Raw genomic sequence first — 14028 nt, forward strand, 5'->3', positions numbered from 1 at the left:
GGCCGGCACGCCCGGTCAGGCGGCGCTGGGCGCTGCCTGCTCTGCAACTTTTTCCCCGCCTTCGGGCATGATCTTGTTCTCGGGGAAGATCGGCCACAGCAATTGCTGGCCGAGTGTCGCCGGGGCGAGGTTCTCGACACCGTAGCTTGTGGGATAGGTGCGGGTGATCTTCGCGGTTCCGAACAGCACGTCCCAGAAGAACAGCAGGTTCCCGTAGTTGCCCTTGTAGTTGACCGCCGGATCGTCGGCGTGGCGACCATGGTGGGCATGGTGCGTGGCAGGCGTCGAGATGGTCCGCTCAACCACCCACATGATGGGCGAGAGCCACTTGATGGCGTAGAGCGGCTTGTCCCAGGCGACATCGGAATGCGCACCGATGATGACCAGCATCTTGACGACGATGTAGCCCGCATAGACCCAGCCGAGGCCTAGCCAGACAAGCACGCCCGCGAGCCACAGGCTGGGCATCATCGCGTAATAAATGATGTTGTTCCGGTAGACGAGCCGGACGCTCATGTACTTGGCGTTGTGATGCGCGCGGTGGAGGTTGTAGAGCCAGGATGTCGAATGGCTCGCGCGGTGCCACCAGTATTGCATCATGTCCTCGCAAACGAGGAACAGCGCAATCGCGGCGAAGACGCTGAGGCCGGCCAGTGCTCCTGCGTATTGCGGGGCGATCGCATTGGCCAAGGCTCCGGCGGCAAACAGGACGGTCGGCTGGGTCACCGCGATCAGCATCGTCATGCTGACGGCTTCGACGATCCCGTCGTCGCGGGTCTGCTCGGATTTCGAGAACAGGTCCGAGCGCCACAGCTCGGCAAGGGCAAAGCCCAGATAGATGGCGATGATGGCGATGGTCGATCCGGGCATGTCTCTCTCCCAAGAGGACGGTCTTGTCGATTCGCGGTCTAGCGTTTACTGACGAATAAGAATGTCCAATAGTTTACATTCTACAGCGACTCGACGTTCGTTGATGTCGCCGATGCTGTTTTCGGCGCTAGATCCTGCCTTGCGGGTCCATCTCCTGCGCAATGCCGCGGTGCGCGAATTCGGCGACGGTCAGATCATCCAGCAGAGGGGTGAGCGAGCCGACGGCTTCTGGCTGATCGAAGAAGGATCGGTCATGGTCGGTCAGTTCCTGCCCGAAGGGGAATTTCGCGCGGTCGCACTGCTCGGCCCTGGCGATTCCTATGGCGAGCTGGCGGTCTTCGCCGGCAAGCCGCGCATCGTCGACGCGGTTTCGCGTGGCAACAGCCGGGTCAGGCTGATCGCGGCGCGCCCGTTCCTCGAAGCACTGAGCAACTACCCCGCATCGACCCGAGCCTTGCTGGGTGCCCTGTCCGAGCAGCTTCAGGACACGCTGGCGCAACTTGCCGGCCTGAGGCGCGGGACCAATCCGCAGCGGCTGGCGGCGATCCTCGCCAACATGGCCTCCGACCAGGACCAGCCGGCGAGCGTGGTGGTGACACAACAGGAACTCGCCGACCTGCTCGGAGTGACCCGTGCGACTGCCAATGCGGCGCTGCGCGAACTGCAGAAGCTCGGCCTCGTCCAGCGCGGCTACGGGGCGGTCACGATCCCCGTCCGCGACCGGCTGGCACAATTCGCCCTCGGCTAGGTCCCGCTTACTGCTCCAGCGTAGCGGCGGCGCATTTCTCGGCCGTGGCCTGGTCTTCCCCGCCGTCGAGATAGGCGATGGCGACGAAGCCGGCGATCACCAGCGCCACGAAGCCCACGGTCACGAGGCCGAGGTACTTGTCGATGAAGCGCTTGATCGGGGCACCGAACATGCGGAACAGCACGCCCACGATCATGAAGCTGATCGAGCGGGAAACGATGCTGGCAAGGATGAAGGGCACCAGCGCCATGCCGATGAAGCCCGCGGTGATGGTAAGCAGCTTGAACGGGATCGGGGTCGCGCCCTTCACGATCAGGATCTCGACCCCGTATTCGCGCAGGTAGCACGCCGCGACCGGGAAACTCTCCGACAGGCCGAGCCAGCGCAACAGGTCCGCCCCGATGGTATCGTAGAGACCCCAGCCGATCGCATATCCGAGGAGGCCCCCGGCGACCGAGGCCAGCGTCGCGATAACCGCGAAGCGGATCGCCTTCTTCGGCTCGGCAAGGCACATCAGGCCCAGCAGCGGGTGCGGCGGGACCGGGAAGAAGCTCGCCTCGATAAAGGCGAACATCGCCAGCCACCATTCGGCATGCGGGTGGGACGCCTTTTCGAGCGTCCAGTCGTAGAGCTTGCGCAGCATGGTCTGGTGAAATTCCTCGCGTCCCGTGGTCCCTTGCGGACTAGGCGAGCATCCCGGCGTAGGCAAGCGCGACTGAATAACCTATTTGGTTCTTTTTGATTGACATCGTCACGCTGTTTGGGCACATAAAAGGAACATCGCGATAGTGTGATTCGCACTGAAGGGCGGCCATCTCCACCAGCCGGAGCGGCCGCCCTTTCGCGTTCAGTCGATTTATTGCGGGAGGGCAAGATGGGCAAAGCCAAGTCTGGCGACCGCCATGCCTGGGAAGCGCCTTTCCTGAAGGCGCTCAGGAAGTATGGCTCGGTCAAACGCGCAGCCAGCGCAGCCGGGATCACCACCGGACCCGTCTATAACCGGCGCCAGCGCAGCGAGGAGTTCGTCGAAGCTTGCACGAAGGCCCGCGAGGCTTTCCATGCCAATGGCGGCAGGGTCATCCGCAACAGCGCCGACAAGCCAGCACCACGGCAGTGGAAGCGTACTTTCCTCGACATGCTGGCGGAGACTTCCAACGTCACCGCTTCGGCCAGCGAAGCCAATGTCTCGGTGCGCGAGGTCTATCGCACCCGGCGGTCGGACGAGGATTTCGCGGGCGAGTGGCGCACGGCCCTCTTCGAAGGCTATGCCAATCTGGAAATGGAGGTGCTCGGCTTCCTGCGCGATCCGGCTCCGACCCGGAAGCTGGATGTGGCCGCGGCGCTGCGCCTGCTGACCGCGCACAAGGATACTATCGCCACCGAGCGAGCGGCCCGCGCCAATGTCAGCGCCGCGGAAGTGCGCGCCTCGATCGAGCGCAAGGTCGAGATTTTCCGCCAGCAGGTCGCCGCCGAACAGGCGCGCAAGGCCCGTGACTGACTTGAGCGGCAGGCCGCGCCTGTTCTCGCAGGCCTCGTGCGATCTCACCGACAGCTTCGTTGCCGGACTGGACCAGAAGGAAAAGGACGAATGGTCGTTCGACTTCGCCAACACCGCGCACGACGGGCAGCTACCACCGTCGGGCGACTGGCGGACCTGGCTGATCATGGCCGGACGCGGTTTCGGCAAGACGCGAGCAGGGGCCGAATGGGTCCGCTCGCTCGCCGAAGCGAACCGCCATGCGCGTATCGCACTGATCGGCGCGAGCCTGGGCGAGGCGCGCAGCGTCATGGTCGAGGGCGAGAGCGGCATCCTTGCCTGCTCGCCGCCCGAACGGAGACCTGTTTTCGAACCTTCCTTGCGGAGGCTGCGCTGGCCCAACGGGGCCGAAGCGATGCTCTGTGGCGGATCTATCGCAGCGATGGAGTGACGCTCGGCTTCACCACGCATGACCGCGACCTCCTCTTCGACGGGGTGCTGCATCGGGCAGCGCCCGGCATGCTGCCCTCGGCGATCCGCAAGACGATCGGGTTCTCCGACGACGAGAGCGAAGTAGAGGGCGCAATCTCGCACGCCGCCATCCGCGAGGAGGACCTGGTCGCGGGCAGGTATGACGGAGCTCGCGTCGAAAGCGGCATCGTCGACTGGCAATCGCTCGAAACTGCCACCCTGCACGGCGGGTCGATTGGTTCGGTATCGCAGGAAGGCGGGAAGTTCGCCGCCCAGCTGCGCTCGGCCAAGGCCGACCTCGATGTCGATCCCGTGCCGCTTTCCAGTCCGACCTGTCGCGCAAGCTTCTGTGGCCCGGAATGCGCGTTGAACCCGCTCGATCACGAGACGCGCACGACAATCCGGTCGGTGGACCCCGATGCCAACAGGATCGCGACCGAAGAGGCCGACCACTCCGGATATTCCTTTGGCACCGTGACCTTCCTCGATGGGACGATGGCGGGACTTTCCGCGCGGATCATCGCCACTTCGCAGGTAGGGCTAACACTCGACCGTCCGGTGGACCCGGCTCTGGCAACCGGAGCAAGGGTGAAGCTTCGCGAGGGCTGCGACAAGACCATCGCCACCTGCACTGGTCGCTTCGACAATGCCTGCAACTTCCGTGGCGAGCCATTCCTGCCCGGCAACGACATGCTGGCCCAGTATCCCATGCCGCGATGACCCTTGCGGAAAACTTCGCCAGAGAGGCGGAGAAACTGGTCGGCACCTCGTTCAGGCTGCGAGGGAGGAATCCGGCAACTGGTCTCGACTGCGTCGGACTTGTTTCCTGCGCACTCTCTGCAGCGCGGGGATGGGTGAAAACCCCCGAGGGCTATGCGTTACGTAACGCAACGTTGGAGCCCTATCTCACCTTCGCTGGGCGAAATGGTTTCGAGATCGCGGTCGGGCCAATCGTTCGGGGCGACCTGCTGCTGGTCCGGCCCGGTCCTGCACAAACGCACCTGGTGGTTGCAACTTCACTGGATCGCTTCGTGCACGCTCATGCAAGCTTGGGACGCGTCGCGATCCATGCCGGCACGCTGACCTGGTCCATCCACCGACACTACCGGCTCCTGCCCCTAATCGAGGAATAGATCATGGCGACCGTCGTACTCACCACGCTGGGCTCGCTCTTCGGAGGACCGCTTGGCGGCGCAGTCGGAACGCTCATCGGTCGCCAGATAGACGGCGCCATCATCAGCGGCCCAAAAAGCGAAGGTCCGCGCCTGAAGGACCTCGCCGTTAGCACTTCGAGCTATGGCCAGCCGATCGCCCGTCATTATGGCAGCGTGCGCGCTGCCGGGACCGTCATCTGGGCGACCGACCTCAAGGAGACGAAGCAGAAATCCGGTGGCGGCAAGGGACGCCCCTCGAGCACCTCCTATGTCTACAGCGTCTCCTTCGCGGTGGCGCTTTCGAGCAGACCGATCGAGGGGATCGGCCGCATCTGGGCCGATGGCAATCTATTGCGAGGCTCGGGCGGCGACCTCAAGTCATCAGGTGCCCTGCGCATTCATTCCGGCCATGGGGACCAGCGACCAGATCCCCTCCTGGCGGCCGAGCTGGGCGACAAATGCCCGGCTCACCGCGGCTGCGCCTATGTTGTTTTCGAAGACCTTTCTCTGGCCGATTTCGGCAATCGCATTCCCGCCCTTACATTCGAAATCCTCGCCGGTGATGGAGCCGGGCTGCTCCCGGAGATGGTCGGAAATCTCGGTTCCGTAGATACATCGGCACTGATGGATCAGCTCAAAGGCTACAGCCATGACGGTGGCAGCCTTGCCGGCGTGCTGGCGCAGGTCGACCGATTGAAACCGGTCGTTCCGCTTTATCGGGGAGGCGCATTGCGGCTTGCCGGGAGCAGCACGGCGGAACAGATGACCAAGTCCCTCCCGCCCCCCGCGACTTGGGATCAGGGTGAATTTGGTCGCGAGGACGGGCGTGCTCGCGCACGCGGATCGCTGACGGCCAATGCTCTATCGGCCCTGCGGTACTACGATCCCGCGCGCGACTATCAGCCGGGCATGCAGCGGGCTGAGGGAGGTGCCACAGCCACACAGAGAAGGACATTGGAGTTCCCCGGCGTCCTGTCTGCTCAGGACGCGCGCATGCTGCTGCGTGAGGCCTCCATGCGAGAAGCAATTGGACAGGAAACACTGTCCTGGCGGGTCGCACAACTCGATCCTGCGTTGGGTCCGGGTTCGAAGGTAAAGGTGCCCGGTATTCCCGGCACATGGCGAGTGGCGGAATGGGAGTGGCGAGGCGCTGGCATAGAATTGCAGCTTGTCCGCCATCTCCAACAGGGCGCATTCCATGCGGTGACTTCCGACCCCGGCGACGGCTGGCATCCACCGGATCGTGAGATCGGGGCCACGAGCCTCCGCGTCTTCGAGTTGCCTTGGGACGGACACGGATCGAATGAAGAGGTCCGCATCTTTGGGGCAACCAGCGCGCCCGCTGGCCCCTGGGCCGGGGCAGCGCTGTTTGCGCAGCAAGGTACCGCGCTCGAACCTGTCGGCAATAGCGGGCCGTCCCGCGCCACGACTGGCAAACTCCTCCAGCCATTGGAACCCAGCCCTGCACATCGTTTCGAACAGGCAGCATCGCTGCTGGTAAAGATGCTGGACCACAGTTCCGAACTGGTCTCGACCGACTCTGCAGGCCTGGCACGCGGGGTCAACCGGATGCTGGTTGGCGAAGAAGTGCTGCAATTCGCCCAGGCCGAACCCCTCGGTGAAGGCGAGTGGAAACTGACCGGCCTCCTTCGCGGTCGCGGCGGGAGTGAACGGCCCGCGCTTGCCGGACATGCGGCAGGCAGCGAAGCAACACTTCTGGACGAGGATTTATTGTTACTGCGTGTCGATCTGCCAGCGCTGGCCGGCAGCACCGAGTTTGCAGCGATCGGACTCGCCGAGAGCGAACCCGTGAAGGCTTCGCTGGAGAACCAGGGAGCAAGCAGGCGCCCTCCCAGCCCGTGCCACGGCTGCGTCCGGCATACTGACGACGGCGCCCTGGCCATTTCCTGGACCCGAAGAGCCCGCGGTGGCTGGATCTGGCAAGACGAGGTCGAACAGCCCCTCGTCGAACGGCAGGAACTTTACGAAGTCGGGATCGGTCCGCCTTCGGCACCCTTGCGGTCGTTTACTACCCCGACCCCGGATCTGGTCCTTGGGGCTGCGACCTTGGCCGATCTCACCGCGACGCACCCCGATAGCCCGATCTGGGTGAGGCAGTGCGGCGACTACAGCAAATCACAACCGCTAATGCTCGGCCACTTGGCCGGGTAACTTCGCCTTGAAGGATCATACCGTGACCGAATTTGTCAGCTTTCCAGAATCCACCGCCCGATATTCATTGCCATTTCTTGTCGCAGGACAGGCCCAGAAGGAATTTTTCGTCAACGAGGCGCTCGAACGTCTCGATATACTTCTTCATCCGGTGGTCGAAGGCGAGGTCTGCGATCCGCCTTCCTCCCCGCAAAAGGGGCAGGCTTACCTTGTAGCTACGCCTGCGACAGGAGCCTGGATTGGTCAGGAGGATCGTATCGCCGGATGGGACGGTAACCAATGGACCTTCATCGACCCGACCGCGCAAATGAATGTCTTTGATAAGAATCTCGGGCGTAGACGGTGTTTTCGCGAAGGATGGAATCTGCCGCCGGAGCCGGTGCTGCCGACGGGTGGTTCGACCATCGACAGCGAGGCGCGCGAGGCGATCGAGACCATTGTTGAACTCCTGCAACAGGCCGGACTCATATCATCGTAACAATCTGGGAACGAAATTGTTCTAGCGCCGTTCGCACCGCCATGGAGGATATCCCATTCTCTTATCGCAAGAATCTCGTTCGCAAGAGCGGCATAATTGCAACAGTTCCCGGACATTGTCCGCTTGCCACTGTAGGGGTTGAAAGTTAGATATCTTCCACTCGGTGGCTCTAATTCGCAAAAAGGGGAAACAATAATGCGGAAATTCGTCATAGGTATGGCGATGGCCTCTACGGCACTTGCATCGCCCGCCCTCGCCAAGGAAGACAGCTGGTATGTCGGCGTCGAGGGTGGTCCGAGCATCGTTGAGGATATCGATTTCAACGTCGACGACGGCGCTAGCTCGCTCGGTGTCGATTTTGACACCGGCTACGACTTTGGTGGTTTCATCGGTTATGACTTCGGCGCCTTCCGTCTGGAAGCAGAAGTCCGTTACGCCGGTGCCAACCCGAACACGCTGATCGTGAATGGCCCGACCACCCTGGGCGGTGGCAGTGTCATCGGTGCCAACCAGTATGAAGTCGCCGACGGTGAACTCACCTCGCTGGCATTCATGCTCAATGGCCTGTTCGATTTCGGTCCCGATGACGGCCTCCAGGGCTTCGTCGGCGGCGGTATCGGTGTGGCTCGCACCAGCCTCGACACGGTTGTCGGCGTTCAGCAGGCCTTCGATGATTCGGACAGCGGTCTGGCATGGCAGGTTCTCGCGGGTATCCGCGCGCCCCTGACCGACAACATCGACGTTGGCCTCAAGTATCGCCTCTTCACTGCCGAAGACGTGACGCTGGTCGACGTTGCTGGTCGTTCGCTGAACGACTCGATCCGCAGCCACTCGCTGCTCGGTACGTTCACCTACAACTTCGGCGAGCCGCCGGCACCTCCGCCGCCGCCCCCGCCGCCGCCGCCCCCGCCGCCGCCTCCCCCCCCGCCGCCGCCGCCGCCGCCGGCTCCGGTCTGCGAGCAGGGTCCGTACATCGTCTTCTTCAACTGGGACGAATCGGACATCACTCCGGAAGCAGCGACGATCCTCGACAACGCGGTTTCGGCCTACGCCAACTGCGGCACCGCCGCAGTCATGCTGGCCGGTCACACCGACACGTCGGGTTCGACGGCTTACAACATGGGCCTCGCCGAGCGTCGTAACTCGTCGGTCCGTGGCTACCTGACCTCGCGTGGCATTCCGGATGGCCGGATCTCCAGCGAAGCCTTCGGTGAATCGCAGCTGCGCGTCCCGACGGCGGATGGTGTCCGCGAACTCCAGAACCGTCGCGTGGAAATCACCTACGGTCCGGGTTCGGGCATGTAATCTTCGCTTCATTGCGAAATCGAACGAGGGGCCGGAGCAATCCGGCCCCTTTTTCGTTGGGATCGTGTCGGATCCATGGAAGGGAGAACTGAGTAATGCGCTTTTTTGTCGCCAGCCTTGCGCTTGCTGCTGTTGTCAGCGGCTGCACCACGATCGACAGTCTGCCCGAAGAACGGCTCGGAGAAGCTACAATCAGGCTGCCAAGCGGCATCCCGATTGGCTCAGCCCAGATCACGCGCAAGGGCGACCGGCTGACCCTCAGTGCGGCGGTTGCCGGTATCGAACCGGGTATCCATGGCTTCCATCTTCACACCACCGGCAAGTGCATCGCACCTGACTTCACGAGCGCGGGTGGACACCTCAATCCTGGGGGCAAAGCACACGGATCGCTATCGGCCGGTGGCAAGCACCTCGGCGACATGCCTAATCTGGACGTGGCGTCCAATCGAACCGCCACTGCCGTGGTCGATCTGCCGGGCGAACCGTCCAACGTAATGGCCGACCTGTTCGATGCCGACGGTACGGCCATCGTCATTCACGCAAATGCTGACGACTATCGCACCGACCCGACAGGCAATGCCGGGTCACGCATTGCATGCGGAGTATTCGAAGCGAACTAGGCCTCGATCGGTTCGCCGGCTTCGCGGGCCCAGTTGCGCACATTGGCACTGGCCCGCGGGACCAGCCAAAGCGCCCCGACGAGGAGTGCGAAACCGAACGGCGCGACGATGAATGTCGACAGCACTCCCTTGGAGAGGTCATCGCCGTTGGTAGCCGAGACATAGCCCGCCATAAAGGGTCCCAGGCCGAGGCCAACCAGAGTCGTTGCGAGGAAAAAAGTCGCGGTCGCCAATCCACGCATCCGTGGCAACACCAGGGACTGGCTTGTTGCAGCCGCTCCTCCAAGCGCCGATGCGCTGAGCATCTGGGCAAAGAAGCTGGCGATGTAGAAGATGGTCACATCACTCGTGGTGTAGGCCACCCACATCACGGGAAGCGGTGCCAGCAGGCCCAGCATGATGATCCAGACGCGTCCGTTGGGGCGTCGCTTGATCAGCATGTCCGCGATCCAGCCCCCGACGATGACCCCTACGAAACCAGCCACGGCGGCCGGCGCGCCAAGCAAGAGGCCAAGATCGGACTTGGATGCGCCCAGCGCGCGCTCCGCGTAAGGGGCACCCCAGTACGATGCGGCATAGGAAATGAAGGATACTGTGCCGTAACCAAGGATCGTGCACAGGAACGCCGGTGAACCCCAGGTCAGACGAAACGTCGGGAGGTCACGGGCGCGCAGGCCCATCGCCCAGCTGAAGACGGCATAATAGCCGACTCCCAGGAATACCCATTGTTCGAGCACTCCGGTCCAGCGCCAGAGGATCCAAGCGAGCGCTGCGAAGAATGCCGCGCCAGCAAGGTTCATCGCCAACGCGCTCGTCCCTCGAGCCGCCGCTCCGAAGATAGTGAACGGCGGAATTACCTGGAAGAGCTCGCGTACGAAGCCCTTGAAAGGTTCGGGATCTTCGGGAGTCGGGAGGCCGTCAATCGCACCGCGCACTGGTTCCCGCAAAGTTAGGACCCAGAGTGCCAGCAACAGCCCCGGGATGCCCACTGCGAGGAATGCCGCTTGCCAGCCTGCGAGGCCGAGTGGCCCACCTTCCGGATAGGCCGCGTTCCAGTTTTCGACGATCAGGCCGCCAATGAGCAGCGAGATTCCGCCGCCTAGGTACAGGCCCGATGAATATATCGCCAAGGCAGTCGCTCTCAGCCGCGCGGGGAACCAGTCGCTGATGAGAGAATACGCAGAGGGGCTGGCCGTAGCTTCGCCCACGCCCACCCCGATGCGTGCAACGGTCAAGGTGGTGGCATTTTTCGCGAATCCCGACAACGCGGTCATGGTCGACCACAGGGTCAGGCCGATTGCCATCAGGCGCACGCGTTTCCAGCTGTCGGCGAGCTTACCCAGCGGAATGCCGAACAGCGCATAAAATACGGCAAAAGCCGTGCCGTAGAGGAAGCCAAGGTAGTCATCCTCGACACCGAGGTCGGCCTTGATATCGTTCGCCAGGATTGAAAGAATCTGGCGATCGATGAAGTTCAGCACGTAGATTAGGACGAGGACGCTGAGCGCGTACCAGCTATAGGCCGAGACCTTGGTTTCGGCGCCACTCCCGTTCTGTTCAGTTGCGGGGGCGGTCGCGTCTGTGGCTTCGGTCAATTACTTACTCCGTCAGTGCTGGCGCATCCTGTGCGTAGGGAGTGCTATCGACAACCCCCGCTTCGGCAAAGCCCTTTCGGCGCAATCGACACGAATCACATCCGCCACATGCCAATCCCTCGGGTGTTGGATCGTAACAGGACCAACTCCAGGAAGGGTTCAGGTCGAGCCGATCGCATTCACGTGCGATGTCCGCTTTCGACATGTGCTGAAGAGGCGCATGAATGGTGAAAGGCATGCCTTCCACGCCCTGCTTGGTCCCGAGGCGTGCGGTTTCGGCAAAGCTGGCGATGAACTCGGGCCGGCAATCCGGATAGCCCGAGTAGTCGAGCGCATTTACGCCGATGAAGATATCGCGGGATCCGGACGTTTCCGCGAAGGCGGTGGTCAGAGCCAGAAAGACCAGGTTTCGGGCGGGAACATAAGTTACCGGAATGTCTTCCCCGACACCGCCCTTGGGCACATCGATATCGTCGGTCAGTGCCGAGCCGCCGAATTGGCGAAGGTCGAGCGGAAGCAGGACGTGCCGGACGACACCCAGCTTCTGCGCGATTGCCCTTGCCGATTCCAGCTCACGAACGTGACGCTGACCGTAATCAATCGTCAGTGCATGGATTTCATGGCCACGCTCGCGCGCAATGGCGGCGGTCACCATGGAATCCAGGCCGCCGGACAGGAGGATTACCGCCGGGCCGGGCTTAGTATCGTTTTCATTGGGCATGGTGCGAGCCGCTAGAACGGATCGCGTCCTGCTGCAATCATCAGTCGCAGGACGCAGTCCGTCGGGCTTCGGCAGAAAACTGGAATGGCTTGCCGTCCGCGATCCCTTGGCTGTCTATTTGGACGAGGGCCGGGGTTTCCTTGCGAATGTTCGTCCGGCCATAGCCATTGCCACGGCAGGTGTACTGAACGGTCACTTCACTGGCGCCGTCTTCGACGACGAAGCGATTGCAGCCACTGTCCGTGTGGCGCAGCTGGATGAACTCGCGGCCCGAGCGCACGCAGACCTTACGGCTGGCACTACCATCGCGATAGCGCACTTCCCAACCGCCCTTTTGCAGCGTGTCGAGCATCGCCAGCGATCCCTGCGCAAGCACAGGACCCGCCAGACAAGCCGCCGCAATGGCTATCGCCTTTGCAGATACACGCATCTTCACTCGAACCACCTTTCAAGCGGAGCGAAATCGCCGCCCCGATTCGTCCATATTACAGCAAAACTGCGCTTAACCGTTGTATAACATCGACAGACCGTTATCGGGCGATGGCAAACTGCTTCGAACAGAACGCACAATCGACCAGAATGAGCCCGTCGTCATTGCGCATTTCTTCCCTGTCTTCTTCCGGGAAACGGCCAAGAACCTGCTCGTAGTGCTCGATCGAGCACCTGCATCCACGCGCGATGGCGGCACCCGGCTGAATGCGGACCTCGTCTTCATCGTGGAACAGCCTCCAGGCTATGGCCTCCAGCGACAAATCGTTGTCGAGCAACTCTTCATGGCGGATAGAGCCGCCCATGACGGCGACATGTTCCCACTCGGGATGGTCTAGTCGCGCATGGAGGCGTTCGCGTCCTTCCTCTCCGTCGGGCAGATGCTGGACAAGCATGCCCGCAGCCACCGTTCCCTCGCTTCCGGAGCGTACGGCGCAACGGATGAGTGTGGGGACCTGCTCCGACTGGTAGAAGTAGCTCTCGCATGCTTCCGAGAGGCTGCCACCCTCCAGCGGTACGATGCCTTGGTAACGGCCCTGGCCCGACGGGATATCGAAAGTGATCGCGAGATAGCCTTTGCCAAAGAGCGCAAAGAGGGATGGATTGGCCCCCAGTTCGGCAAGTCGGCTCTCGTCGAAATCAACATAGCCACGTAACGCGCCACCCTTGAAGTCGCACACCAGCAGTCGAACGGCGCCCTCTTCGGTCTGCGCCTGCATGGTCACCTGCGACCCATCGTCCTTGAGCAGACCGCCGATGAGCGTGGCCAGGACCAGCGCCTCGGCAAGTAGGTGCGTGATCGGCGCAGGATAGGCATGTGCCGACAGGACTTCATCGAGGACACCGTCGAGACGGACAAGCCGGCCACGCGCGTTCTGCGAAGGGATGGTGAAGCCGAGGAGGCGGCCCGAATAAGTTTCTTCGGGCTGGAGGGGGGTATCGTTCATCGCCGCCATATGGGGCGTGGGCAGCAAAATGGTAGGGGCTCGGCCCCGCCTACAGCTTGCCGTGGCACCAAAGCAGGATCGACTTCTGCGCGTGGATGCGGTTTTCCGCCTCGTCGAAAACCACCGATTGGGGGCTTTCGAAGACGCCGCTACTCACTTCGTCTCCCACATGCGCTGGCAGGCAATGGAGAAAGCGCGCATCGGGCTTGGCGCGGGCCATCAGTTTCTCGTCGACGCGGAACGGCTCCATCGCCGCAAGCTTGTTGTGAACATGCTCCTGGCCCATCGACACCCAGGTGTCGGTGACGACGATGTCCGCGCCCTCGGCAGCTTCGGCTGCATTCTTGGTCAGCGTGACCTGCGCACCGCCGGCCCGGGCCATCTCGACGAATTCGGTCTCCGGCTCGTAACCCTGCGGAGTGCCGACGCGGACGTTGAACTTGAAGATGCCTGCTGCCTCGAGGATCGAGTGGAGGACATTATTGCCGTCCCCCAGCCAGGCGAGTTCGAGACCCGGCAGGGCCTTGCCCTGTTCGACCATGGTCAGAAGGTCGGCAACGATCTGGCAGGGATGCGAGCGATCGGTCAGGCCGTTGATGACCGGTACACTGGCATAGTGCGCCAGTTCTTCGGCTTTCACATGGTCGTCCGTGCGGATCATGATTGCATCGGCCATACGGCTGAGCACGCGTGCCGTATCGGCAATGCTTTCACCTCGGCCGAGCTGGCTTGTCCCCGAATCAAGGATTAGCGCACTACCGCCCAGCTGGCGCATGGCTATGTCGAAGCTGGCGCGGGTGCGGGTAGAATTCTTCTCGAAGATCATCGCCAGCACGTGACCCGCAAGCGGCGCGTCGGCGTCGGGCTTGCCTTTCGGCCAGCCCGCACGCGCCGCCTTCCGATCCTGTGCGTCGGCAAGCATGGCGGCAATCGCATCCCCGCCCGCATCCGAGAGGTCGAGGAAGTGATTCACCGCCATCG

Annotated in this window: 16 protein-coding genes; 9 read left to right on the top strand and 7 right to left on the bottom strand. The window is 62.6% G+C overall.

Features of this window, described 5'->3' with window-relative positions; all coding sequences use genetic code 11:
- Positions 1 to 15: 15 nt before the first annotated feature.
- A complete protein-coding gene (locus tag IRL76_RS11965) occupies positions 16 to 870 on the bottom strand; it encodes a sterol desaturase family protein (RefSeq protein WP_200981555.1) in 855 nt (284 codons plus the stop codon).
- Positions 871 to 982: 112 nt separating this feature from the next.
- Between IRL76_RS11965 and IRL76_RS11970 the strand changes: the two genes are divergently transcribed.
- Positions 983 to 1618, top strand: a complete 636-nt coding sequence (locus IRL76_RS11970) for a Crp/Fnr family transcriptional regulator (protein WP_216629293.1) — start codon at positions 983 to 985, stop codon at positions 1616 to 1618.
- 7 nt (positions 1619 to 1625) lie between these two features.
- Here IRL76_RS11970 and IRL76_RS11975 read toward each other — a convergent pair whose 3' ends face one another.
- Positions 1626 to 2261 (bottom strand): YqaA family protein, encoded by a 636-nt coding sequence (locus IRL76_RS11975; protein WP_200981557.1) that lies wholly within the window; start codon positions 2259 to 2261, stop codon positions 1626 to 1628.
- Between the two features lie 231 nt (positions 2262 to 2492).
- Here IRL76_RS11975 and IRL76_RS11980 point away from each other — a divergent pair, with 231 nt between their 5' ends.
- The 8 genes from IRL76_RS11980 (at position 2493) to IRL76_RS12010 (ending at position 9295) form a co-directional block, all read left to right on the top strand.
- A complete protein-coding gene (locus IRL76_RS11980; RefSeq protein ID WP_200981558.1) occupies positions 2493 to 3116 on the top strand; it encodes a hypothetical protein in 624 nt (207 codons plus the stop codon).
- A 1-nt stretch (position 3117) separates the two neighbouring features.
- The gene (locus IRL76_RS14590; protein WP_425504496.1) at positions 3118 to 3546 is read left to right on the top strand and encodes a terminase large subunit domain-containing protein; all 429 of its coding nucleotides are present in this window, start codon (positions 3118 to 3120) and stop codon (positions 3544 to 3546) included.
- Positions 3543 to 4286 (top strand): DUF2163 domain-containing protein, encoded by a 744-nt coding sequence (locus tag IRL76_RS11985; protein WP_246449751.1) that lies wholly within the window; start codon positions 3543 to 3545, stop codon positions 4284 to 4286. Before IRL76_RS14590 ends, IRL76_RS11985 begins: the two co-directional genes overlap by 4 nt.
- On the top strand, positions 4283 to 4699 hold the full coding sequence (locus tag IRL76_RS11990; RefSeq protein WP_200981560.1) for an NlpC/P60 family protein: 417 nt from the start codon (positions 4283 to 4285) through the stop codon (positions 4697 to 4699). The genes IRL76_RS11985 and IRL76_RS11990 overlap by 4 nt, the downstream gene beginning before the upstream one ends.
- Before the next feature lie 3 nt (positions 4700 to 4702).
- Complete coding sequence (locus IRL76_RS11995) at positions 4703 to 6892, top strand: phage tail protein (protein WP_200981561.1); 2190 nt, start codon at positions 4703 to 4705, stop codon at positions 6890 to 6892.
- 22 nt (positions 6893 to 6914) lie between these two features.
- A complete protein-coding gene (locus IRL76_RS12000) occupies positions 6915 to 7370 on the top strand; it encodes a DUF2793 domain-containing protein (RefSeq protein WP_200981562.1) in 456 nt (151 codons plus the stop codon).
- A gap of 195 nt (positions 7371 to 7565) precedes the next feature.
- A complete protein-coding gene (locus IRL76_RS12005; RefSeq protein ID WP_200981563.1) occupies positions 7566 to 8675 on the top strand; it encodes an OmpA family protein in 1110 nt (369 codons plus the stop codon).
- 95 nt (positions 8676 to 8770) lie between these two features.
- Positions 8771 to 9295: a superoxide dismutase family protein gene (locus IRL76_RS12010; protein ID WP_200981564.1), complete on the top strand. Its 525-nt coding sequence runs from the start codon at positions 8771 to 8773 to the stop codon at positions 9293 to 9295.
- On the opposite strand, the gene IRL76_RS12015 is transcribed toward IRL76_RS12010, so the two are convergent.
- The 5 genes from IRL76_RS12015 to argF all read right to left on the bottom strand — a co-directional run bounded on the left by IRL76_RS12015 (position 9292) and on the right by argF (position 14026).
- Positions 9292 to 10890 carry an MFS transporter gene (locus tag IRL76_RS12015; protein ID WP_200981565.1) on the bottom strand — a complete coding sequence of 533 codons (1599 nt, stop codon included), beginning with the start codon at positions 10888 to 10890 and terminating at the stop codon, positions 9292 to 9294. The genes IRL76_RS12010 and IRL76_RS12015 overlap by 4 nt on opposite strands.
- Positions 10891 to 10894: 4 nt before the next feature.
- Positions 10895 to 11611 carry a 7-cyano-7-deazaguanine synthase QueC gene (gene queC, locus IRL76_RS12020; protein WP_200981566.1) on the bottom strand — a complete coding sequence of 239 codons (717 nt, stop codon included), beginning with the start codon at positions 11609 to 11611 and terminating at the stop codon, positions 10895 to 10897.
- Positions 11612 to 11651: 40 nt separating this feature from the next.
- Entirely contained in the window at positions 11652 to 12041 is a 390-nt protein-coding gene (locus tag IRL76_RS12025) for a hypothetical protein (protein ID WP_200981567.1), read from the bottom strand.
- 100 nt (positions 12042 to 12141) lie between these two features.
- Positions 12142 to 13047, bottom strand: coding sequence for an Hsp33 family molecular chaperone HslO (gene hslO, locus IRL76_RS12030; RefSeq protein ID WP_200981568.1), 906 nt, complete (start codon positions 13045 to 13047; stop codon positions 12142 to 12144).
- Positions 13048 to 13096: 49 nt separating this feature from the next.
- Complete coding sequence (argF, locus tag IRL76_RS12035; protein ID WP_200981569.1) at positions 13097 to 14026, bottom strand: ornithine carbamoyltransferase; 930 nt, start codon at positions 14024 to 14026, stop codon at positions 13097 to 13099.
- Positions 14027 to 14028: the final 2 nt, after the last annotated feature.

The sequence above is a fragment of the Qipengyuania soli genome (assembly GCF_015529805.1).
Classification (GTDB): Bacteria; Pseudomonadota; Alphaproteobacteria; order Sphingomonadales; family Sphingomonadaceae; genus Qipengyuania; species Qipengyuania soli.